Genomic DNA, 21,643 nt, shown 5'->3' on the forward strand with positions numbered 1-21,643 from the left:
TCCCGACCGACGGCGCCTCATCCGCGCGCCCCTCCCCTCAAGCGCCTCAAGGAGAACCACCATGGCCCCTCGGCCCCTGAAGGCAGTGCTCACCGTCGCGGCGGCGGCTGCCTTCTCCCTGACCGCCGTTCCCGCCCAGGCAGCCGACCCGGACGCGTCCGTCTGGACGGAGCTGTCCAGGACGTACGGGGCCACCGGCGCGTACGCCTACGAGCCGTACGCCGTCGCGGACGGTTTCACCCCGACGGCGGCCTGCGCGCCCGGCACGGGTCACCGCTACGTCAACCCGGAGAACATCGGGGGGACCGACCCCGAGAGGCCCGCGGCCCTTCTCTACGAGGACGGCGCTTACGGGCGCAGGCTCATCGCGGTGGAGTGGGTCGTGAAGGCCGGGTCGGGTGCGGCCGCGCCGACGATGTTCGGGCAGACGTTCCAGGAGTCGGCCGCTCTGCCGGACCTGGGCGCCGGCTACACCCTGCGTGCCTGGATCTACAGGACGAACCCCAGCGGTCTCTTCAGCCCCACCCACGCCGGCGTCACGTGCTCGGCGGACGCGGACGCGGACCCGGACCTGGGCCCCGACCTGGACCTGATGCCGGACCTGGATCTGGACGTGTGACCGCATGCGGCGGGCCCCGGCTCCCTCGAAGGGAACCGGGGCCCGCCGCACGAGCACGGTCAGGTGACTCGCGGGTCAGCGCACGAACACTCCCGCCTGGTTCGCCAGGTCCAGGAAGTACTGCGGCGCCACACCGAGCACCAGCGTGACCGCCACGCCGACCCCGATCGCCGTCATCGTCAGCGGCGACGGCACGGCGACCGTCGGCCCCTCCGGGCGCGGCTCGCTGAAGAACATCAGCACGATCACGCGGATGTAGAAGAACGCGGCGATCGCCGACGAGATCACACCGACCACGACGAGCGGGGCCGCCCCGCCCTCAGCCGCCGCCTTGAACACGGCGAACTTCCCGGCGAAGCCGGAGGTCAGCGGGATACCGGCGAAGGCCAGCAGGAACACCGCGAACACGGCCGCCACCAGCGGCGAACGACGGCCGAGCCCCGCCCACTTGGACAGGTGCGTCGCCTCACCACCGGCGTCGCGGACCAGCGTGACCACCGCGAACGCGCCGATCGTCACGAACGAGTACGCGGCCAGGTAGAAGAGGACCGACGACACTCCGTCCGGCGTGGTCGCGATGACACCGGCGAGGATGAATCCGGCGTGCGCGATCGAGGAGTACGCCAGCAGCCGCTTGATGTCGGTCTGGGTGATCGCGACGATCGCACCGCCGAGCATGGTGACGATCGCCACGGCCCACATGACCGGCCGCCAGTCCCAGCGCAGGCCCGGCAGGACGACGTAGAGGATCCTCAGCAGCGCGCCGAAGGCGGCCACCTTGGTCGCCGCCGCCATGAAGCCGGTGACCGGGGTCGGGGCGCCCTGGTAGACGTCCGGGGTCCACATGTGGAACGGCACCGCGCCCACCTTGAACAGCAGGCCCATGACGATCATCGCGGCGCCGATCAGCAGCAGCGCGTCGTTGCCCATGGTGTCGGCGAGCGCCGGGTCCACGGTGCCGATGGTGCCGTCGACGACCTGCGCGATCGTGCCGTACGACACCGAGCCCGCGTAGCCGTAGAGCAGTGCGATGCCGAACAGGGTGAACGCGGAGGCGAACGCGCCGAGCAGGAAGTACTTGACCGCGGCCTCCTGCGACATGAGCCGCTTGCGGCGGGCCAGGGCGCACAGCAGGTACAGCGGGAGCGAGAAGACCTCCAGGGCCACGAACAGCGTCAGCAGGTCGTTGGCGGCCGGGAAAATCAGCATGCCGGCGACGGCGAAGAGCAGCAGCGGGAACACCTCGGTGGTGGTGAACCCGGCCTTCACGGCCGCCTTCTCGCTGTCGCTGCCCGGTACCGAGGCGGCCTGCGCGGCGAAGGAGTCGACGCGGTTGCCGTGTGTCTCGGGGTCGAGCCGGCGCTCGGCGAAGGTGAACAGGCCGACCAGGGCCGCCAGCAGGATCGTGCCCTGGAGGAACAGGGCCGGTCCGTCGACGGCGATCGCGCCCATGGCCGCGATGCCGGCCTTGGTGGTGGCGTATCCGTCGGCGGCCAGGGCCACGACCGCCGCGAAGGCGGCGCACAGGGCCACGACGGAGACGAACAGCTGGGCGTAGTAACGGGATTTGCGCGGGACGAAGGCCTCGACGAGGACTCCGATGATCGCCGCGCCCACGACGATCAGGGTGGGCGACAGCTGCCCGTATTCGATCTTCGGCGCGTCGATCTTCGAGATCGGGTCGGCCGCGGTTGTCCACAGGCTGTGGACGGCTACTGCGCTCACTTGGCCGCCTCCACCTCGGGCTTGGGGTCCTTCTCGTGTACGTCGGACATGGTCGACTTCACCGCCGGGTTGACGATGTCCGTCACCGGCTTGGGATAGACGCCCAGGAAGATCAGCAGGACGATCAGCGGCGCGACGACCACGAGCTCGCGCATCCGCAGGTCGGGCATCGCGGAGACCTCCGGCTTCACCGGGCCCGTCATCGTCCGCTGGTAGAGGACGAGGGTGTAGAGCGCGGCGAGCACGATGCCGAAGGTCGCGATGATGCCGATGGCCGGGTAGCGCGCGAACGTGCCGACCAGGACCAGGAACTCGCTCACGAAGGGCGCGAGCCCGGGCAGCGACAGGGTCGCGAGACCGCCGATCAGGAAGGTGCCGGCGAGCACCGGGGCGACCTTCTGGACACCGCCGTAGTCGGCGATGAGCCGCGAGCCGCGCCGCGAGATCAGGAAGCCGGCCACCAGCATCAGCGCGGCCGTCGAGATCCCGTGGTTGACCATGTAGAGCGTCGCGCCGGACTGGCCCTGGCTCGTCATCGCGAAGATGCCCATGATGATGAAGCCGAAGTGCGAGATCGACGCGTACGCCACCAGGCGCTTGATGTCCCGCTGGCCGACCGCGAGCAGCGCCCCGTAGATGATGCTGATCAACGCGAGGACGAGGATCGCGGGCGTCGCCCACTTGCTGGCCTCCGGGAAGAGCTGGAGGCAGAAGCGGAGCATCGCGAAGGTGCCCACCTTGTCGACGACCGCGGTGATGAGGACGGCGACCGGGGCGGTGGACTCCTGCATGGCGTTGGGCAGCCAGGTGTGCAGCGGCCACAGGGGCGCCTTCACCGCGAAGGCGAAGAAGAACCCGAGGAACAGCCAGCGTTCGGTGTTGGTCGCCATGTCGAGCGTGCCGCCCGCCCGCGCCTCGGCGATCTCCTGGAGGCTGAAGTTCCCGGCGACCACGTAGAGGCCGATCACCGCGGCCAGCATGATCAGACCGCCGACCAGGTTGTAGAGCAGGAACTTCACCGCGGCGTACGAGCGTTGGGCCGCCGCCTTCTCGTCCGAGCCGGCGTGGGCCCGGTCCCCGAAGCCGCCGATGAGGAAGTACATCGGGATGAGCATGGCTTCGAAGAAGATGTAGAAGAGGAAGACGTCGGTGGCCTCGAAGGAGATGATCACCATCGCCTCGACGGCCAGGATCAGGGCGAAGAAGCCCTGCGTCGGCCGCCACCGCCTGCTTCCGGTCTCCAGCGGGTCGGCGTCGTGCCAGCCCGCCAGGATGATGAACGGCATCAGCAGCGCGGTCAGCGCGAGGAGCGCGACCCCGATGCCGTCCACGCCCAGTTCGTAGCGGACCCCGAACTCCGCGATCCAGGCGTGGGATTCGGTGAGCTGGTAGCGGGCGCCGTCCGGGTCGAAGCGGACCAGGACGACGATCGCGAGGGCGAGGGTGGCGAGCGAGACGAGCAGCGCCAGCCACTTGGCGGCGGTGCGCCGCGCGGCCGGTACGGCGGCCGTGGCGATCGCCCCGATCGCCGGGAGGGCCGCCGTCGCTGTCAGCAGAGGAAAGGACATCGGTATCAGACCGCCCTCATCAGCAGGGTCGCGGCGACGAGGATCGCCGCGCCGCCGAACATCGAGACCGCGTACGACCGCGCGAAGCCGTTCTGCAGCTTGCGCATCCGCCCGGAGAGGCCGCCGACCGAGGCCGCCGTGCCGTTGACCACGCCGTCGACCAGGGTGTGGTCGACGTAGACCAGGGACCGCGTGAGGTGCTCCCCGCCGCGGACCAGGACGACGTGGTTGAAGTCGTCCTGGAGCAGGTCGCGCCGGGCGGCCCGGGTGAGCAGCGAGCCGCGCGGGGCGACGACCGGGACCGGGCGCCTGCCGTACTGGAGCCAGGCGATCGCGACGCCGACGACCATCACGGTGACCGTGGCCGCCGTGACCGTGGCCGCGCTGACCGGGGAGTCTCCGTGGCTGTGCCCGGTGACGGGCTCCAGCCAGTGCAGGAAGCGGTCGCCGATGCTGAAGAAGCCGCCGGCGAAGACCGATCCGAAGGCCAGCACGATCATCGGGATCGTCATGGACCTGGGGGACTCGTGCGGGTGCGGTTCCGCGTGTTCGCCGTGGTGTTCGGCCACGGGCTCGGCGCTCGGGGCCTCCGGGGAGCGGGTGGGCTGGTTCTTCCAGCGCTCCTCGCCGAAGAACGTCATCAGCATCACGCGGGTCATGTAGAACGCGGTGATGGCCGCGCCCAGCAGGGCGCAGGCGCCGAGGATCCAGCCCTCGGTGCCGCCCTTGGCGAAGGCCGCCTCGATGATCTTGTCCTTGGAGAAGAAGCCGGACAGGCCCGGGAAGCCGATGATGGCGAGGTAGCCGAGGCCGAAGGTCACGAAGGTGATCGGCATGTACTTCCTGAGGCCGCCGTACTTCCTCATGTCCACCTCGTCGTTCATGCCGTGCATGACCGAACCGGCGCCGAGGAAGAGCCCGGCCTTGAAGAAGCCGTGCGTCACCAGGTGCATGATCGCGAAGACGTAGCCGATGGGGCCGAGGCCCGCGGCGAGGACCATGTAGCCGATCTGCGACATGGTCGAGCCGGCCAGGGCCTTCTTGATGTCGTCCTTCGCGCAACCGACGATCGCACCGAACAGGAGCGTGACGGCACCGACGACGGTGACGACGAGCTGGGCGTCCGGGGCGAGGTTGAAGATGTTGGCGGAGCGGACGATCAGGTAGACGCCCGCGGTCACCATGGTCGCGGCGTGGATCAGGGCCGAGACCGGGGTCGGGCCCTCCATCGCGTCCCCGAGCCAGGACTGCAGCGGCACCTGGGCCGACTTGCCGCAGGCGGCGAGCAGCAGCATCAGGGCGATGCCGGTGAGCGTGGCCTCCGAGGCGCCCTCGACGAGGCCGGGCTTCTCATGGCTGCCGAGGACCGGGCCGAAGGCGAAGGTGCCGAAGGTCGTGAACATCAGCATGATCGCGATCGACAGGCCCATGTCGCCGACCCGGTTGACCAGGAAGGCCTTCTTCGCGGCGGTCGCCGCGCTGGGCTTGTGCTGCCAGAAGCCGATCAGCAGGTAGGAGGCGAGACCGACGCCCTCCCAGCCGACGTACAGCAGCAGGTAGTTGTCGGCGAGGACGAGCACCAGCATCGCGGCGAGGAACAGGTTCAGATAGCCGAAGAAGCGGCGGCGGCGCTCGTCGTGCTCCATGTACCCGATCGAGTACACGTGGATGAGCGAGCCGACGCCGGTGATCAGCAGGACGAACGTCATCGACAGCTGGTCGAGGCGGAAGGCGACGTCCGCCTGGAAGCCCTCGACCGGGATCCAGGTCCACAGGTGCTGGACGAGCGTGCGGTGCTCGGCGTCCTTGCCGAGCAGGTCGGCGAAGAGGATGGCGCCGAACACGAAGGAAGCGCCGGCGAGGACGGTGCCGATCCAGTGGCCGACGGCGTCCAGCCGCCGGCCGCCGGTCAGCAGGACCGCCGCTCCGAGCAGGGGCGCCGCGATGAGCAGCGCGATCAAATTCTCCACGATTCAGCGACCCCTTACAGCTTCATCAGGCTGGCGTCGTCGACCGAGGCCGAGTGGCGGGAACGGAACAGCGACACGATGATCGCGAGCCCGACCACGACCTCCGCGGCGGCGACGACCATCGTGAAGAAGGCGATGATCTGGCCGTCGAGATTGCCGTGCATCCGGGAGAAGGCGACGAACGCGAGGTTGCACGCGTTGAGCATGAGCTCGATGCACATGAACACCACGATCGCGTTGCGCCTGATCAGCACGCCGGTGGCGCCGATCGTGAACAACAGGGCGGCGAGGTAGAGGTAGTTGACCGGGTTCACTTCGACGCCTCCTTCTTGAAGGTGGCCGGTTCGATCTCGGTCCGCTCCAGGCGTTCCTCGGCGCGCTGCTCCAGGGCCTTCAGGTCGTTCAGCGCCTCTGCCGACACGTCCCTGATCTGGCCGCGGTCGCGCAGGGTCTTGCTGACCGTGAGCTCGGAGGGGGTGCCGTCGGGCAGCAGGCCCGCGATGTCCACCGCGTTGTGCCGGGCGTAGACGCCGGGGGCGGGCAGCGGCGGGACGTGCTTGCCCTCGCGGACGCGCTTCTCGGCCATCTCGCGCTGCGTCAGGGCACGTTCGGTGCGCTCGCGGTGGGTGAGCACCATGGCGCCGACGGCCGCCGTGATCAGCAGGGCGCCGGTGATCTCGAAGGCGAAGACGTACTTGGTGAAGATGAGGGTCGCCAGGCCCTCCACGTTGCCACCGGAGTTGGCCTGGCCGAGGCCGTTGAACTGGTGGAGGGAGGCGTTGCCGATGCCGGCGAACAGCAGGACGCCGAAGCCGAGCCCGCACAGCAGGGCCAGCCAGCGCTGGCCCTTGATGGTCTCCTTCAGGGAGTCCGCGGCGGTCACGCCGACGAGCATCACCACGAACAGGAACAGCATCATGATCGCGCCGGTGTAGACGACGATCTGGACGACACCGAGGAAGTAGGCGCCGTTGGCGAGGTAGAACACCGCCAGGACGATCATGGTGCCGGCGAGGCAGAGCGCGCTGTGCACGGCCTTCCTCATGAAGACGGTGCACAGGGCGCCGATCACGGCGACGGTGCCGAGGACCCAGAACTGGAAGGCCTCGCCGGTGGAGGTGGTGGAGGCGGCGAGCTGGAGAGGCGCGGTCATCGCCCGATCACCTTCTCCGACGCCGGCTCGTCCGCACCGAAGGTGGAGTCGGCCTCCTGGACCACCTCGCCCTTGGAGACGGCGACCTGCTGGACCGTGCCGGGCGCGGCCTCGGTGACCAGGCCCCGGTAGTAGTCCTGCTCGTCCGTGCCGGGGTAGATGGCGTGGGGTGAGTCGACCATGCCCTCTTCGAGGCCGGCGAGCAGCTGTTCCTTGGTGAAGATGAGGTTGGCGCGGCTGGAGTCGGCCAGCTCGAACTCGTTGGTCATCGTCAGCGCGCGCGTGGGGCACGCCTCGATGCACAGTCCGCACAGGATGCAGCGGGCGTAGTTGATCTGGTAGACGCGGCCGTACCGCTCGCCGGGCGAGTAGCGCTCCTCGTCGGTGTTGTCGGCACCTTCCACGTAGATGGCGTCGGCGGGGCAGGCCCAGGCGCACAGCTCGCAGCCGACGCACTTCTCCAGGCCGTCCGGATGGCGGTTGAGCTGGTGCCGTCCGTGGAACCGGGGAGCGGTGGTCTTCTGCTGCTCCGGGTACTGCTCGGTCAGCCGCTTCTTGAACATGGCCTTGAAGGTCACGCCGAAGCCGGCGACGGGGTTCATGAAACCAGGCTTCAACTGCTCGGTCTCCTTGGGTTCCTCAGCCATCGGACGCCTCCTTTCCATCCGTAGAACCAGTCAGCGGTCCGTCACTGTGAGTATCCGTCCCGCCACTGACAATCAGCTCCCGCTCCTGGCGCGAGCGGCGCCTGGGCACCGGCGGCAACTCCTGTCCGGGCAGCGGCGGAACGGGGAATCCGCCCGCCATCGGGTCGAACCCGGCCGGCTGCTCGGCGGGCTCCGCGGCCGCCTTGGACTTCTCGCGGAACATCTCGGCGACGAAGGAGAGCAGCAGCAGGGCCAGCACACCGCCGCCGATGTAGAGCGCGATGTCGGCGAAGCCGTAGTTCTCGTTGCGCAGGGTCCGCATGGTCGCGACGAGCATCAGCCACACCACGGAGACCGGGATGAGGACCTTCCAGCCGAGCTTCATCAGCTGGTCGTAGCGGACCCGCGGAAGCGTGCCGCGCAGCCAGATGAAGAAGAACAGCAGCAGCTGCACCTTGATCACGAACCAGAGCAGCGGCCACCAGCCGTGGTTGGCGCCCTCCCAGAAGGTGCTGATGGGCCAGGGGGCCCGCCAGCCGCCGAGGAAGAGCGTGGTCGTCACGGCCGAGACCGTCACCATGTTCACGTACTCGGCGAGCATGAACAGCGCGAACTTGATCGAGGAGTACTCGGTGTTGAAGCCGCCGACCAGGTCGCCCTCGGACTCCGGCATGTCGAAGGGGGCGCGGTTGGTCTCGCCGACCATCGTGATGACGTAGATGATGAAGGAGACCGGCAGCAGGATGATGTACCAGCGGTCCTGCTGGGCCTCGACGATCGCCGAGGTGGACATCGACCCGGAGTAGAGGAACACCGAGGCGAAGGCGGCGCCCATGGCGATCTCGTACGAGATCATCTGGGCGCAGGAGCGCAGACCGCCGAGCAGCGGGTACGTCGACCCGGAGCTCCAGCCCGCGAGGACGATGCCGTAGATGCCGACCGAGGCGACCGCGAGGATGTAGAGCATCGCGATCGGCAGGTCGGTGAGCTGCATCGCGGTGCGGTGGCCGAAGATCGAGATCTCGTTCCCGGACGGGCCGAAGGGGATCACCGCGATCGCCATGAAGGCCGGGATGGCCGCGACGATCGGCGCGAGGACGTAGACGACCTTGTCCGCGCGCTTGACGATGACGTCTTCCTTCAGCATCAGCTTCACGCCGTCGGCGAGCGACTGGAGCATGCCCCAGGGCCCGTGCCGGTTGGGGCCGATGCGCAGCTGCATCCAGGCGACGACCTTGCGCTCCCACACGATGGAGAACAGCACGGTCACCATGAGGAACGCGAAGCAGAAGACGGCCTTGATGACGACGAGCCACCAGGGGTCGGCGCCGAACATCGAGAGGTCTTCCGCGGCGAGGTACCGGCTCATGCCTCCACCTCCTGGGGAGCTTCGGCTGCGAGCGTCGCCGGGCCGATGTGGACGAGGGAGCCGGGCAGCACCCCGGCGTCGGAGGCGACACCCCCGCCGGCGGAGTTCAGCGGGAGCCAGACCACGCGGTCGGGCATCTCGGTGATCTGCAGCGGCAGTTCGACGACCCCGGTCTTGCCGGTCACGGCGAGGAGGTCGCCTTCCTTGACGCCCACCTCGGCGGCCGTCGCGGCCGACACACGCGCGCGTGCCGCGTGCCGGGTCCCGGCGAGCGCCTCGTCGCCCTGCTGGAGCAGGCCCTGGTCGAGGAGCAGCCGGTGTCCGGCCAGCACGGCCTCGCCGGCGGCCGGCCGCGGCAACTGCGCCCCGGTCTCGAAGGGTTCGGTGCCGCGCGGTCCGTCCCACGGGCCGAGCCGGTCGATCTCCGCGCGCGCGGTGCGCAGATCGGGCAGACCCAGGTGCACGTCCATGGCGTCGGCCAGCATCTGGAGCACCCGGGCGTCGGTCGGTGCGAGGCGGCGGGTCATCTGGTCGGGCTTGAGCGCGGCCTCGAAGAAGCGCACCCTGCCCTCCCAGTTGAGGAAGGTGCCGGCCTTCTCGGCGACCGCGGCCACCGGCAGGACGACGTCCGCGTGCTCGGTGACCTCGCCGGGCCGTAGTTCCAGCGACACCACGAACCCGGCCTCCTGGAGCGCTGCACGCGCGCGTGCCGGATCGGGCAGGTCGGCGATCTCGACGCCGGCGACCACCAGGGCCTGGAGTTCGCCGGACATCGCGGCCTCGACGATCTGGCCGGTGTCGCGCCCGTAGCGGTGCGGGAGTTCGGCCACGCCCCAGACCGAGGCGACCTCCTCACGCGCGCGCGGGTCGGTGGCCGGACGGCCGCCCGGCAGCAGCGACGGCAGGGCGCCCGCCTCGACGGCACCGCGCTCTCCGGCCCGCCGCGGGATCCACACGAGCTGCGCGCCGGTCGCGGAGGCGGCCCGTACGGCGGCGGTCAGGCCACCGGCGACGGCGGCCAGCCGCTCGCCGACGACGATCACCGCGCCCTCGGTGCGCAGCGCCTCGGCGGCCCTGCTGCCGTCGCCCTCCAGGCCCACCTCACCGGCCAGCGCGTCCAGCCACTCGGTCTCGGTGCCGGGGGCGGCGGGCAGCAGCGTGCCGCCCGCCTTCTCCAGGCCGCGGGTGGCGTGGGTGGCGAGCGAGAACACCTTCTGGCCGTGCTTGCGCCAGGCCTTGCGGAGCCTCAGGAAGACGCCGGGCGCCTCCTCCTCGGCCTCGAACCCGACCAGCAGCACCGCCGGCGCCTTCTCCAGCGCCGTGTACGTGACGCCCGTACCGTCGAGGTCACGGCCGCGGCCCGCGACCCGCGCGGCCAGGAAGTCGGCCTCCTCGCTGCTGTGCACGCGCGCGCGGAAGTCGATGTCGTTGGTGTCGAGCGCCACGCGCGCGAACTTGCTGTACGCGTAGGCGTCCTCGACGGTGAGGCGGCCGCCGGTGAGGACTCCGGCCCGGCCGCGCGAGGCGAGCAGCCCCTGGGCGGCGATCTGGAGCGCCTCCGGCCAGGACGCCGGCACCAGTTCGCCCTCGGGGTTGCGCACCAGCGGGTGCTCCAGCCGGTCGCGCTGCTGCGCGTACCGGAAGGCGAAGCGCCCCTTGTCGCAGATCCACTCCTCGTTGACCTCGGGGTCGTTGGCCGCGAGCTTGCGCATGACCTTGCCGCGCCGGTGGTCGGTGCGGGTGGCGCAGCCGCCCGAGCAGTGCTCGCACACGCTCGGGGACGACACCAGGTCGAAGGGACGGGAGCGGAATCGGTACGCCGCCGAGGTGAGCGCGCCGACCGGGCAGATCTGGATGGTGTTGCCGGAGAAGTACGACTCGAAGGGGTCGCCCTCGCCGGTGCCGACCTGCTGGAGCGCGCCCCGCTCGATCAGCTCGATCATGGGGTCGCCCGCGACCTGGTTGGAGAAGCGGGTGCAGCGGGCGCACAGCACGCACCGCTCGCGGTCGAGCAGTACCTGGGTGGAGATCGGGACGGGCTTCTCGTAGGTCCGCTTCTTGCCCTCGAAGCGGGACTCGGCCTGCCCGTGGGACATGGCCTGGTTCTGCAGGGGGCACTCGCCGCCCTTGTCGCAGACCGGGCAGTCCAGCGGGTGGTTGATGAGGAGGAGCTCCATCACCCCGTGCTGGGCCTTCTCGGCGACCGGCGAGGTGAGGTGGGTCTTCACCACCATCCCGTCGGTGCAGGTGATGGTGCAGGAGGCCATCGGCTTGCGCTGGCCCTCGACCTCGACGATGCACTGCCGGCAGGCGCCGGCCGGGTCGAGGAGGGGGTGGTCGCAGAACCGGGGGATCTCGATGCCGAGCTGTTCGGCGGCCCGGATGACCAGGGTGCCCTTGGGCACGCTGATCTCGGCGCCGTCGATCGTCAGCGAGACGAGATCCTCCGGCGGGACCGCCGCCTCTCCCCCACCGGAGGGAGCGTTGGTGGTCACGGTCATGCGTTCACCTCCGTGCGGGAGTCGGCCCAGACCGTCGACTTGGCCGGGTCGAAGGGGCAGCCGCGGCCCGTGATGTGCTGCTCGTACTCCTCGCGGAAGTACTTCAGCGAGGAGAAGATCGGCGAGGCGGCACCGTCGCCGAGGGCGCAGAAGGACTTGCCGTTGATGTTGTCGGCGATGTCGTTGAGCTTGTCGAGGTCGGACATGACGCCCTTGCCGGCCTCGATGTCGCGCAGCAACTGCACGAGCCAGTAGGTGCCTTCACGGCACGGGGTGCACTTGCCGCAGGACTCGTGGGCGTAGAACTCGGTCCAGCGGGTGACGGCGCGGACCACGCAGGTCGTCTCGTCGAAGCACTGCAGGGCCTTGGTGCCGAGCATGGAACCGGCCGCGCCGACACCCTCGTAGTCGAGGGGGACGTCGAGGTGCTCGTCGGTGAACATCGGCGTGGAGGAGCCGCCCGGCGTCCAGAACTTCAGCCGGTGGCCGGGCCGCATGCCGCCGCTCATCTCCAGGAGCTGGCGGAGCGTGATACCGAGCGGGGCCTCGTACTGGCCGGGGCTCGCGACGTGGCCGCTGAGCGAGTAGAGCGTGAAGCCCGGGGACTTCTCGCTGCCCATCGACCTGAACCAGTCCTTCCCCCGGTGGAGGATCGCGGGAACCGACGCGATCGACTCCACGTTGTTCACCACGGTCGGGCAGGCGTAGAGGCCGGCCACCGCGGGGAAGGGGGGACGCAGTCGCGGTTGACCACGGCGGCCTTCGAGCGAGTCGAGCAGTGCGGTCTCCTCACCGCAGATGTACGCCCCGGCCCCGGCGTGCACGGTGATGTCGAGATCGAGTCCGCTGCCCAGGATGTTCTGTCCGAGGTAGCCGGCCGCGTAGGCCTCGCTCACGGCCGAGTGCAGCCGCCGCAGCACGGGGACGACTTCGCCCCGCAGGTAGATGAAGGCGTGCGACGACCTGATGGCGTAGCACGCGATGATCATGCCCTCGATGAGGCTGTGCGGGTTCGCGAAGAGGAGCGGGATGTCCTTGCAGGTCCCGGGCTCCGATTCGTCGGCGTTGACCACCAGGTAGTGCGGCTTTCCGTCTCCCTGCGGAATGAACTGCCATTTCATCCCGGTGGGGAATCCGGCGCCGCCGCGGCCGCGCAGACCGGAGTCCTTGACGTACGCGATCAGGTCGTCCGGCGACATCGCGAGCGCCTTGCGGAGCCCCTCGTATCCCTCGTGCCTCTTGTAGACGTCCAGCGTCCAGGACTTGTCCTCGTCCCAGAAGGCCGACAGCACGGGTGCGAGCAGCTTCTCGGGGCTGGTGTCTTTGAGTTCGGGTGCCAAGGTCATCACTCCCCCTCCTCGGCGGCGGGCCCGGCCGGGTGGGCCGGGTCGGAGGCCGACGTGTCCTGTGGCGCGTCGTGTGAGCTCAGGTGCTGCGTCGGGGACGGCTCGTGGACGTCCCGGTCCGGCGCTGCGGCGTCGCGGTCCTGCGGTGCGCCCTCGCGCGGATGGACCACGCGCGCGGGTGCGGCCTCTCCCCTGGCCAGGCGAAGACCCACCAGGGACGCGGGTCCGGCCCCGCCGCTCGCCTCGACGGCTCCCGGCCGCTCGTCGGGGAAGCCGGCGAGGATCCGCGCGGTCTCCTTGAAGGTGCACATCGGCGCCCCGCGCGTGGGCTCGACCGCACGCCCCGCGCGCAGGTCGTCGACGAGGCGCTTGGCGGTGTCCGGAGTCTGGTTGTCGAAGAACTCCCAGTTGACCATCACGACCGGGGCGAAGTCGCAGGCCGCGTTGCACTCGATGTGCTCCAGGGTGACCTTGCCGTCGTCGGTGGTCTCGCCGTTGCCGACGCCCAGGTGCTCCTGGAGCTCGGAGAAGATCGCGTCGCCGCCCATCACCGCGCAGAGGGTGTTGGTGCAGACCCCCACCTGGTAGTCACCGGACGGCTTGCGCCGGTACATGGTGTAGAAGGTGGCCACCGCGGTGACCTCGGCCGTGGTCAGCCCCAGCACGTCCGCGCAGAACTGCATCCCGGTCCGCGTGACGTGCCCCTCCTCCGACTGCACGAGGTGCAGCAGCGGCAGGAGCGCCGAGCGGGAGTCCGGGTAGCGGGCGATGATCTCGCGCGCGTCGGCCTCCAGCCGGGCTCGGACGTCGTCCGGGTAGGCGGGTGCGGGCAGTGCGGGCATGCCCAGGCTGACGCCCCGCTCGGAAGAACTGGTGGTCACCGGTCGACGCCTCCCATCACGGGGTCGATGGACGCGACAGCGACGATGACGTCGGCGACCTGGCCGCCCTCGCACATCGCCGCCATGGCCTGAAGGTTGGTGAAGGACGGGTCGCGGAAGTGGACCCGGAAGGGGCGGGTGCCGCCGTCGGACACGGCGTGCACGCCGAGCTCGCCCTTGGGCGACTCGACGGCCGCGTACGCCTGTCCCGGCGGGACGCGGAAGCCCTCGGTGACCAGCTTGAAGTGGTGGATCAGGGCCTCCATGGAGGTGCCCATGATCTTCTTGATGTGGTCGAGGGAGTTGCCGAGCCCGTCGGGGCCGAGCGCGAGCTGGGCGGGCCAGGCGATCTTCTTGTCGGCGACCATGACCGGTCCCGGCTGGAGCCGGTCCAGGCACTGCTCGACGATCCTGAGCGACTGGCGCATCTCCTCCAGGCGGATCAGGAAGCGGCCGTAGGAGTCGCAGGTGTCGGCGGTCGGGACGTCGAACTCGTAGGTGTCGTAGCCGCAGTAGGGCTGGGCCTTGCGCAGGTCGTGCGGCAGGCCGGTGGAGCGCAGGATGGGGCCGGTGGCGCCGAGGGCCATGCAGCCCGCGAGGTCCAGGTAGCCGACGTCCTGCATACGGGCCTTGAAGATGGGGTTCCCGGTGGCGAGCTTGTCGTACTCCGGGAGGTTCTTCTTCATCTTCTTCACGAACTCGCGGATGTGGTCCACCGCGCCGGGCGGCAGGTCCTGCGCGAGTCCGCCGGGGCGGATGTACGCGTGGTTCATCCTGAGGCCCGTGATGAGCTCGTAGATGTCGAGAATCATTTCACGATCACGGAATCCGTAGATCATGATCGTGGTGGCGCCGAGCTCCATGCCGCCGGTGGCGATGCACACCAGGTGCGAGGAGAGCCGGTTCAGCTCCATCAGGAGCACCCGGATGAGGGTGGCCCGGTCGGGGATCTGGTCCTCGATGCCGAGGAGCTTCTCGACGGCGAGGCAGTAGGCGGTCTCGTTGAAGAAGGACGTCAGGTAGTCCATGCGCGTCACGAACGTGGTGCCCTGCGTCCACGTGCGGAACTCGAGGTTCTTCTCGATGCCGGTGTGCAGGTAGCCGATGCCGCAGCGGGCCTCGGTCACCGTCTCGCCGTCGATCTCCAGGATCAGGCGGAGCACCCCGTGGGTGGAGGGGTGCTGGGGCCCCATGTTGACGACGATGCGCTCGTCGTCGGCCTTGGCCGCGCTCTGGACGACCTCGTCCCAGTCGCCACCGGTGACCGTGTAGACGGTGCCCTCGGTGGTCTCGCGGGCGGATGCTGACTGCGTGCTCACGAGTACGACCTCCGCTGGTCCGGAGCCGGGATCTGGGCGCCCTTGTACTCGACGGGGATGCCGCCGAGGGGGTAGTCCTTGCGCTGCGGATGGCCCTGCCAGTCGTCCGGCATCATGATCCGCGTCAGGGCCGGGTGACCGTCGAAGACGATCCCGAAGAAGTCGTAGGTCTCGCGCTCGTGCCAGTCGTTGGTCGGGTACACCGACACCAGGGACGGCACGCGCGGGTCGGCGTCCGGGGCGCTGACCTCCAGGCGGATCAGCCGGTTGTGGGTGATCGAGCGCAGGTGGTAGACGGCGTGCAGCTCGCGGCCCTTGTCGTGGGGGTAGTGGACCCCGCTGACGCCGGTGCAGAGCTCGAAGCGCAGGGCCGGGTCGTCGCGCAGGGTCTGCGCGACGCGCAGCAGGTGCTCGCGCTCGACGTGGAAGGTGAGCTCGCCGCGGTCGACGACCGTCTTCTCGATCGCGTTGTCGGGGAGCAGTCCCTGTTCCTCCAGGGCGCCCTCCAGTTCGTCGGCGACCTCGTCGAACCAGCCGCCGTAGGGGCGGGCCGCCGGTCCCGGGAGGCGGACCGAGCGGACCAGGCCGCCGTAACCGGAGGTGTCCCCGCCGTTGTTGGCGCCGAACATGCCGCGCTGGACGCGGATCTCCTCACCGCCCTCGCCGCGCTGGCCGGGGAGGTTGGAGGCGCCGAGGTCCTTCTCGGGGTTCACCCCGTTCGACGCGCCATGGGCACCGTTCGCGTCGCTCATCGCAGCAGCCCCTTCATCTCGATCGTGGGCAGGGCCTTGAGCGCCGCCTCCTCCGCCTCGCGGGCCGCCTCCTCGGCGTTCACGCCGAGCTTGGAGGACTGGATCTTCTGGTGGAGCTTGAGGATCGCGTCCATCAGCATCTCGGGCCGTGGCGGGCAGCCGGGCAGATAGATGTCGACCGGGACGATGTGGTCGACGCCCTGCACGATCGCGTAGTTGTTGAACATGCCGCCCGAGGAGGCGCAGACCCCCATGGAGATGACCCACTTGGGGTTCGGCATCTGGTCGTAGACCTGCCGGAGCACCGGCGCCATCTTCTGGCTGACCCGGCCGGCGACGATCATGAGGTCCGCCTGGCGGGGTGAGCCGCGGAAGACCTCCATGCCGAAGCGGGCCAGGTCGTAGCGTCCGGCGCCCGTGGTCATCATCTCGATGGCACAGCAGGCCAGGCCGAACGTGGCCGGGAAGACGGACGCCTTGCGCACCCAGCCCGCGGCCTGCTCGACGGTGGTCAGCAGGAAGCCGCTCGGCAGCTTTTCTTCGAGTCCCATGAGTTAAAGGCCCCTCAGTCCCATTCCAGGCCGCCGCGCCGCCATACGTACGCGTACGCGACGAAGACGGTGAGCACGAAGAGCAGCATCTCCACGAGCCCGAAAACACCCAGGGCGTCGAAGGTGACGGCCCAGGGGTAGAGGAAGACGATCTCGATGTCGAAGACGATGAAGAGCATCGCCGTCAGGTAGTACTTGATGGGGAAGCGCCCGCCGCCGGCCGGCGTGGGGGTCGGCTCGATCCCGCACTCGTAGGCCTCTAGCTTGGCCCGGTTGTACCGCTTCGGACCGATCAGCGTGGCCATGACCACGGAGAAGATCGCAAAGCCTGCCCCGAGGGCTCCCAGTACGAGGATGGGCGCATAAGCGTTCACCGCTCCTCGCTCCTCTCAGTCGGCACTGACTGCTGGCGATGGCATCGGACTCACACCCGCCTCATACGCCCCCTGAACCTCCGTCGACCCGACGAAGATCGCGAACATGTGAAGCAGGTCACAAGCCCAACTGACCCGCATCTTATGCCCGCCGGTCTGTGATCTGCGACACGGGGTATTGCACAAGCTTTGTGATCTCCACCACCAGACGAAGGATCATGAAGTCGGATCAGCAGTGATCTTCATACGAGAAGCGTCCGAGTGATCACCAGAGGTGACATTTTCGCTCGTCGGCGCAGGTCGGAAGAGGCGTCTCCATATCAAGAGACTTCTTCTGCATGCAAATTGGCGCAGGGCGCGGCCGCTTGGTAGTGCACCGCGTTCACACATCAGGGGGAGGTACGAGGACGGGTGTGGACACGTGCACACATTCACGAGCGCCGGCCGACTCGGGACGCAGCCGTGGCCGTAACCGTTGCGTGACCTCCGCCACACACACAAGTGATCCACAAGAAGAGGGCTTGGCCATCGGGCCCAACGGATGGTAGCTGCGGGGCAATTCGGGCGTAACAGCGAAAGTCCATGATCACGGCCATGATCACGAGAGTCCGCAATGTCCGTTACGGCGTCAATAAAGGTCGGCACGCCGGGGATTCGGGCCGGCGATTGAACAACTGTGGCGCAGCCCACGTTTCTTGAAGGTATGGAGGAGCCCCTGATACCAGTTGGTCTCATGTCCCACACCGCTCACATACGCAGCCACCGGAAACCCCGCCGCAGCGCGACGACTTCGCTCGCCGTGCGTGCCGGTGTCGCCGGTGGCGTGCTCAGCATGGCAGCGGCGGGCGCGTCGGCTTCGGCGTTCGCCGCCGAGTCGACGACGCAGACCCTCGAACTGCCCACCCTCTCGGCCGACCTGGGCAGCCAGGTCGCCGAGTCCGCCGACGCGATGCAGCAGGCGGCCGCCAACTACCAGCTTCAGGCCGAGCGTGACGCGGCTGCCGCAAAGGCGGCGAAGCAGGCCAAGGCGGACCTCGCGGAGGCCAAGAAGAAGGCGGAGGCCAAGAAGAAGGCCGAGGAGGCCCGCAGGGCCGCCGCGGAGGAGGCCGCCTCGCGCAGCTCCGAGCGGACCACCCTGTCCGCCTCGGCGAGCGCCGGCGTCTCCACGAGCTCGTCCACGGCCACCGGTTCGGCCGCGGCCGTCATCGCCTTCGTGAAGGCGCAGATCGGTGACGCGTACGTCTCCGGCGGCACCGGCCCCAACTCGTGGGACTGTTCGGGGCTGGTGCAGGCGGCGTTCAGCCAGATCGGCGTCGACCTGCCGCGCGTCTCGCAGGACCAGTCGACCGCCGGCACCCAGGTCTCGCTGAGCAACCTCCAGCCGGGCGACATCCTGTACTGGGGCAGCGCGGGCAGCGCGTACCACGTCGCCGTGTACGTCGGTGACGGCATGTTCGTCGGCGCGCAGAACCCCTCGACGGGTGTCGCCGAGAAGCCGCTGTCCTACGACCCGCCGACCGGTGCGGTGCGGGTGCTCTGACGGACTCGACAACAGCGTGGAAGGGCCGCAGCCGCTCGGGGGCTGCGGCCCTTCCGTTCTCCCGCGCGCGGTTGGATGGGGGCATCCGCGGTGCGTCCGCACCGCCGCTGCGCGACAGGAGACAGCACCATGCCCAGTGTGTTCGTTCACGGCAGGCCCACCGACTCGTACCCGCGGCTCGCCCCCGAGGCCCGGCGCGGGCGGGTGCGGCGCATCACCGAGGTCGGCGAGGAGGTGCTGCACAAGCCGTGCCGGGACGTGACCGAGTTCGGGCCCGACCTCGCCGCGCTGATCGACGACATGTTCCTGACGATGTACATCGCGGACGGGGCGGGCCTGGCGGCGAACCAGGTCGGCGTCGCCCTGCGGCTCTTCGTGTACGACTGCCCCGACGACGACGGAGTCCGGCATGTCGGACACGTCGTCAATCCGGTGCTCGACACGCTCGATCCGGCCGGGCGCAGGCTGCTCGACGACGGCGAGGGGTGCCTGTCGGTGCCGGGCGCCGTCATGGCCGTACCGCGTCCTGACCGGGCCGTGGTGCGCGGGTTCGACCGGGACGGCGAGCCGCTCGTGATCGAGGGGACCGGCTACTTCGCGCGGTGCCTGGCCCATGAGACGGACCATGTGAACGGGCACACGTACCTGGACCGGCTGTCCGCGCGCGAGCGCAAGGAGGCGCTGCGGCAGGTGGCGGACCGGCGGGAGGAGGTGTTCGCCCGCCGGGCGGCCAACATCGAGGCGCTGAACGGCGCCCGGGACGCCCAGGACGCCCAGGGCACCCAGGACGCCCGGGGCACGTTCAGCGCCTGAGGGAGTGGACCAGCGCCCACACCGACACCGCGACGAGGATGACGAACACGGGTAACGCGACCGCTGCGTCCATCCCTCCACGGTGCTCCGGTGCGGGGGCTCCCGTCACGCCTTCGGCGCCACCTTGCTCAGCCCGTTGATGATCCGGTCCATCGCGTCGCCGCCCGTGGGGTCGGTGAGGTTGGCGAGCATCTTGAGGGTGAACTTCATGAGCAGCGGGTGGGTCAGGCCGCGCTGGGCCGCGATCTTCATGACCTTCGGGTTGCCGATGAGCTTCACGAAGGCGCGGCCCAGCGTGTAGTAGCCGCCGTAGGTGTCCTTGAGGACCTGCGGGTAGCGCTGGAGGGCGATCTCCCGCTGGGCGGGCGTCGCGCGGGCGTGGGCCTGGACGATGACGTCGGCGGCGATCTGGCCGGACTCCATGGCGTAGGCGATGCCCTCGCCGTTGAAGGGGTTCACCATGCCGCCGGCGTCGCCGACCAGGAGCAGGCCCTTGGTGTAGTGCGGCTGGCGGTTGAAGGCCATCGGCAGGGCGGCACCGCGGATCGGGCCGGTCATGTTGTCCGGGGTGTAGCCCCAGTCCTCCGGCATGGAGGCGCACCAGGCCTTCAGCACCTCGCGCCAGTCGAGCTCCTTGAAGGAGTCGGAGGTGTTCAGCACACCGAGGCCGACATTGGAGGTGCCGTCACCCATGCCGAAGATCCAGCCGTAGCCGGGCAGCAGCCGGTCCTCACCGGGACCGCGGCGGTCCCACAGCTCCAGCCAGGACTCCAGGTAGTCGTCCTTGTGGCGGGGGCTCTCGAAGTACGTGCGTACGGCGACGCCCATCGGGCGGTCCTCGCGGCGGTGCAGGCCCATCGCGAGGGAGAGCCGGGTGGAGTTGCCGTCGGCGGCCACCACCAGGGGCGCGTGGAAGGTGACTTCACGCTTGTCCTCGCCCAGCTTGGCGTGGACGCCGGTGATCCGGCCGGTGCGGTCGTCGACGATCGGGGCGCCGACGTTGCAGCGCTCGTAGAGCCGCGCGCCCGCCTTCTGGGCCTGGCGGGCGAGCTGCTCGTCGAAGTCGTCGCGCTTGCGGACGAGGCCGTAGTCGGGGAAGGAGGCCAGCTCCGGCCAGTCGAGCTGGAGGCGTACGCCGCCGCCGATGATCCGGAGGCCCTTGTTGCGCAGCCAGCCGGCCTCTTCGGAGATGTCGATGCCCATGGCCACGAGCTGCTTGGTGGCACGCGGGGTGAGGCCGTCGCCGCAGACCTTCTCGCGCGGGAACTCGGTCTTCTCCAGGAGGAGCACGTCGAGTCCGGACTTGGCGAGGTGGTAGGCGGTCGTGGAGCCGGCCGGCCCCGCGCCGACGACGATGACATCGGCGGTGTTCTCGGACAGGGGCTCGGTCACGGCGGGATCTCCCCAGGCTCGGAATCAAGTTCGGAATCAAGTTCTGAATCCGTGTGCCGACCGGCACTGGACATGGGCAGTCTATTCAGCAGAATTGATCACCCGGCTGAAGGGCTGCCCCATGGACCGAGCTCTGCCCGTCGTACGGCTGCGCGTCCCCACCGACGAGGACGCCGTCGCCTGGCACCGGCTCTTCGACGACCCGGCCGTCATGGAGTTCCACGGTGGCCGGTCCGCGGAGTTGTACGTCTACGAGGAGCTCACCGCGCGCCAGCGCCGGCACGACGCCGAGCGGGGTTTCTGCCTGTGGACCATGCTCGGCGAGGACGGCCAGGTCATCGGCTTCACCGGCGCCCAGCCCTGGCCGCGGGACTGGGGGCCGACGGGCGAGATCGAGATCGGGTGGCGGCTCGGGCGGGCGTACTGGGGCCGCGGGTACGCCACGGTGGCCGCGGAGATGACCCTGGAGCGGCTGAGGGCCGCGGGTGTCACGGACGTGGTGGCGATGGTCAGACCCGGCAACGAACGGTCGATCGCGGTCACCAAGCGCCTCGGGATGGAACTCGCGGAGACCTACCCGCACCCCCTCTTCCAGGAAGAGGCACTGTGCTTCCGGCTCTCCCTGCAAGGAAGTCACACGGAGTAGCGGTCTGCTACGGAAAGACACCCGACTCTTCCGGCCGCGCCCGGGCCGGAGTTACCCTTCCAGTACCGCTGGGGGTGACATCTGTGCGTATACCACCCAAGACGCCCGAAGTGCGCGTACCGCGTCTGGTCGGGCTCATGGCCGTCGACGCGCGCGAGACGGCCCGGGCACAGGGCCTGTTCGTCAACGCGCCGGACCGCAAGGACTTCCACCAGGCCGTCGTCGACTACGTCGTACGCCAGTACCCGCAGGCCGGCGCGGAGGTGCCGCGGGACTCGGTGGTGTACGTGTGGTTCGACCTCGGCCCGGGTGAGGGCGGCGGAGGCATCCGCGAGCCCCGCATCCCCAGACCCCCGAGCGGCGGCCTCCAGCGCGAACTGGACGAGCCGGGCGATCCGTACGTGGTCCGCTGTGTGACGGGGCTCTGACGTACCGTCCCGCCCCGCCGTTCCGCCTGTCGCCGGACCGGACGGCGGC

Annotated in this window: 20 protein-coding genes; 5 read left to right on the plus strand and 15 right to left on the minus strand. The window is 69.5% G+C overall.

The features are described 5' to 3' along the window. Positions 1-61: 61 nt before the first annotated feature. The gene (locus EHS43_RS07990) at positions 62-619 is read left to right on the plus strand and encodes a hypothetical protein (protein WP_185806154.1); all 558 of its coding nucleotides are present in this window, start codon (positions 62-64) and stop codon (positions 617-619) included. A gap of 75 nt (positions 620-694) precedes the next feature. Here EHS43_RS07990 and nuoN read toward each other — a convergent pair whose 3' ends face one another. From nuoN to EHS43_RS08060, 14 genes are read right to left on the minus strand one after another with little or no spacing between them, the layout of a single operon-like run. Next, positions 695-2,344, minus strand: coding sequence for an NADH-quinone oxidoreductase subunit NuoN (gene nuoN, locus EHS43_RS07995; protein WP_125189832.1), 1,650 nt, complete (start codon positions 2,342-2,344; stop codon positions 695-697). After that, positions 2,341-3,912: an NADH-quinone oxidoreductase subunit M gene (locus tag EHS43_RS08000; RefSeq protein WP_125189833.1), complete on the minus strand. Its 1,572-nt coding sequence runs from the start codon at positions 3,910-3,912 to the stop codon at positions 2,341-2,343. The genes nuoN and EHS43_RS08000 overlap by 4 nt, the downstream gene beginning before the upstream one ends. Before the next feature lie 5 nt (positions 3,913-3,917). Next, the gene (nuoL, locus tag EHS43_RS08005) at positions 3,918-5,882 is read right to left on the minus strand and encodes an NADH-quinone oxidoreductase subunit L (protein ID WP_125189834.1); all 1,965 of its coding nucleotides are present in this window, start codon (positions 5,880-5,882) and stop codon (positions 3,918-3,920) included. Positions 5,883-5,896: 14 nt separating this feature from the next. Further along, positions 5,897-6,196 (minus strand): NADH-quinone oxidoreductase subunit NuoK, encoded by a 300-nt coding sequence (gene nuoK, locus EHS43_RS08010; protein WP_003974374.1) that lies wholly within the window; start codon positions 6,194-6,196, stop codon positions 5,897-5,899. Next, positions 6,193-7,035: an NADH-quinone oxidoreductase subunit J gene (locus EHS43_RS08015; protein WP_125189835.1), complete on the minus strand. Its 843-nt coding sequence runs from the start codon at positions 7,033-7,035 to the stop codon at positions 6,193-6,195. The genes nuoK and EHS43_RS08015 overlap by 4 nt, the downstream gene beginning before the upstream one ends. After that, entirely contained in the window at positions 7,032-7,682 is a 651-nt protein-coding gene (gene nuoI, locus EHS43_RS08020) for an NADH-quinone oxidoreductase subunit NuoI (protein ID WP_020135934.1), read from the minus strand. The genes EHS43_RS08015 and nuoI overlap by 4 nt, the downstream gene beginning before the upstream one ends. After that, positions 7,675-9,051 carry an NADH-quinone oxidoreductase subunit NuoH gene (gene nuoH / locus EHS43_RS08025; protein ID WP_125189836.1) on the minus strand — a complete coding sequence of 459 codons (1,377 nt, stop codon included), beginning with the start codon at positions 9,049-9,051 and terminating at the stop codon, positions 7,675-7,677. Before nuoH ends, nuoI begins: the two co-directional genes overlap by 8 nt. Further along, complete coding sequence (locus tag EHS43_RS08030) at positions 9,048-11,552, minus strand: NADH-quinone oxidoreductase subunit G (protein ID WP_125189837.1); 2,505 nt, start codon at positions 11,550-11,552, stop codon at positions 9,048-9,050. The genes nuoH and EHS43_RS08030 overlap by 4 nt, the downstream gene beginning before the upstream one ends. Beyond that, complete coding sequence (gene nuoF / locus EHS43_RS08035; protein WP_125189838.1) at positions 11,549-12,898, minus strand: NADH-quinone oxidoreductase subunit NuoF; 1,350 nt, start codon at positions 12,896-12,898, stop codon at positions 11,549-11,551. Before nuoF ends, EHS43_RS08030 begins: the two co-directional genes overlap by 4 nt. Then, entirely contained in the window at positions 12,898-13,779 is an 882-nt protein-coding gene (gene nuoE / locus EHS43_RS08040; protein WP_125189839.1) for an NADH-quinone oxidoreductase subunit NuoE, read from the minus strand. Before nuoE ends, nuoF begins: the two co-directional genes overlap by 1 nt. After that, positions 13,776-15,098, minus strand: a complete 1,323-nt coding sequence (locus EHS43_RS08045) for an NADH-quinone oxidoreductase subunit D (RefSeq protein WP_125189840.1) — start codon at positions 15,096-15,098, stop codon at positions 13,776-13,778. The genes nuoE and EHS43_RS08045 overlap by 4 nt, the downstream gene beginning before the upstream one ends. After that, positions 15,095-15,850 carry an NADH-quinone oxidoreductase subunit C gene (locus EHS43_RS08050; RefSeq protein ID WP_125189841.1) on the minus strand — a complete coding sequence of 252 codons (756 nt, stop codon included), beginning with the start codon at positions 15,848-15,850 and terminating at the stop codon, positions 15,095-15,097. The genes EHS43_RS08045 and EHS43_RS08050 overlap by 4 nt, the downstream gene beginning before the upstream one ends. Next, entirely contained in the window at positions 15,847-16,401 is a 555-nt protein-coding gene (locus EHS43_RS08055; protein WP_007383964.1) for an NADH-quinone oxidoreductase subunit B family protein, read from the minus strand. The genes EHS43_RS08050 and EHS43_RS08055 overlap by 4 nt, the downstream gene beginning before the upstream one ends. A 14-nt stretch (positions 16,402-16,415) precedes the next feature. Then, positions 16,416-16,775 carry an NADH-quinone oxidoreductase subunit A gene (locus tag EHS43_RS08060; protein ID WP_007383963.1) on the minus strand — a complete coding sequence of 120 codons (360 nt, stop codon included), beginning with the start codon at positions 16,773-16,775 and terminating at the stop codon, positions 16,416-16,418. 733 nt (positions 16,776-17,508) lie between these two features. On the opposite strand from EHS43_RS08060, the gene EHS43_RS08065 reads away from it, so the two are divergent. Both EHS43_RS08065 and def read left to right on the plus strand, forming a co-directional pair. After that, positions 17,509-18,315, plus strand: coding sequence for a C40 family peptidase (locus EHS43_RS08065; RefSeq protein ID WP_125189842.1), 807 nt, complete (start codon positions 17,509-17,511; stop codon positions 18,313-18,315). Between the two features lie 129 nt (positions 18,316-18,444). Then, a complete protein-coding gene (def, locus tag EHS43_RS08070) occupies positions 18,445-19,128 on the plus strand; it encodes a peptide deformylase (RefSeq protein ID WP_125189843.1) in 684 nt (227 codons plus the stop codon). Between the two features lie 105 nt (positions 19,129-19,233). Here def and EHS43_RS08075 read toward each other — a convergent pair whose 3' ends face one another. Beyond that, on the minus strand, positions 19,234-20,520 hold the full coding sequence (locus EHS43_RS08075; RefSeq protein WP_125189844.1) for a geranylgeranyl reductase family protein: 1,287 nt from the start codon (positions 20,518-20,520) through the stop codon (positions 19,234-19,236). 121 nt (positions 20,521-20,641) lie between these two features. Here EHS43_RS08075 and EHS43_RS08080 point away from each other — a divergent pair, with 121 nt between their 5' ends. Both EHS43_RS08080 and EHS43_RS08085 read left to right on the plus strand, forming a co-directional pair. Beyond that, complete coding sequence (locus tag EHS43_RS08080) at positions 20,642-21,166, plus strand: GNAT family N-acetyltransferase (RefSeq protein ID WP_125189845.1); 525 nt, start codon at positions 20,642-20,644, stop codon at positions 21,164-21,166. Between the two features lie 110 nt (positions 21,167-21,276). Then, positions 21,277-21,594: a PASTA domain-containing protein gene (locus EHS43_RS08085; protein WP_125189850.1), complete on the plus strand. Its 318-nt coding sequence runs from the start codon at positions 21,277-21,279 to the stop codon at positions 21,592-21,594. Positions 21,595-21,643: the final 49 nt, after the last annotated feature.

Origin of the sequence: Streptomyces sp. RP5T, from assembly GCF_003933965.1 — a bacterium.
GTDB lineage: Bacteria > Actinomycetota > Actinomycetes > Streptomycetales > Streptomycetaceae > Streptomyces.

Bases quoted from the DNA above. Each gene is read 5' to 3' on its own strand.
- EHS43_RS08050 (WP_125189841.1), bottom strand. From the start codon at position 15,850: ATGAGCGACGCGAACGGTGCCCATGGCGCGTCGAACGGGGTGAACCCC.
- nuoF (WP_125189838.1), bottom strand. From the start codon at position 12,898: ATGACCTTGGCACCCGAACTCAAAGACACCAGCCCCGAGAAGCTGCTC.
- EHS43_RS08080 (WP_125189845.1), top strand. From the start codon at position 20,642: ATGGACCGAGCTCTGCCCGTCGTACGGCTGCGCGTCCCCACCGACGAG.
- EHS43_RS08055 (WP_007383964.1), bottom strand. From the start codon at position 16,401: ATGGGACTCGAAGAAAAGCTGCCGAGCGGCTTCCTGCTGACCACCGTC.
- nuoI (WP_020135934.1), bottom strand. From the start codon at position 7,682: ATGGCTGAGGAACCCAAGGAGACCGAGCAGTTGAAGCCTGGTTTCATG.
- EHS43_RS07990 (WP_185806154.1), top strand. From the start codon at position 62: ATGGCCCCTCGGCCCCTGAAGGCAGTGCTCACCGTCGCGGCGGCGGCT.
- EHS43_RS08030 (WP_125189837.1), bottom strand. From the start codon at position 11,552: ATGACCGTGACCACCAACGCTCCCTCCGGTGGGGGAGAGGCGGCGGTC.
- EHS43_RS08065 (WP_125189842.1), top strand. From the start codon at position 17,509: ATGTCCCACACCGCTCACATACGCAGCCACCGGAAACCCCGCCGCAGC.
- def (WP_125189843.1), top strand. From the start codon at position 18,445: ATGCCCAGTGTGTTCGTTCACGGCAGGCCCACCGACTCGTACCCGCGG.
- EHS43_RS08015 (WP_125189835.1), bottom strand. From the start codon at position 7,035: ATGACCGCGCCTCTCCAGCTCGCCGCCTCCACCACCTCCACCGGCGAG.
- EHS43_RS08000 (WP_125189833.1), bottom strand. From the start codon at position 3,912: ATGTCCTTTCCTCTGCTGACAGCGACGGCGGCCCTCCCGGCGATCGGG.
- nuoH (WP_125189836.1), bottom strand. From the start codon at position 9,051: ATGAGCCGGTACCTCGCCGCGGAAGACCTCTCGATGTTCGGCGCCGAC.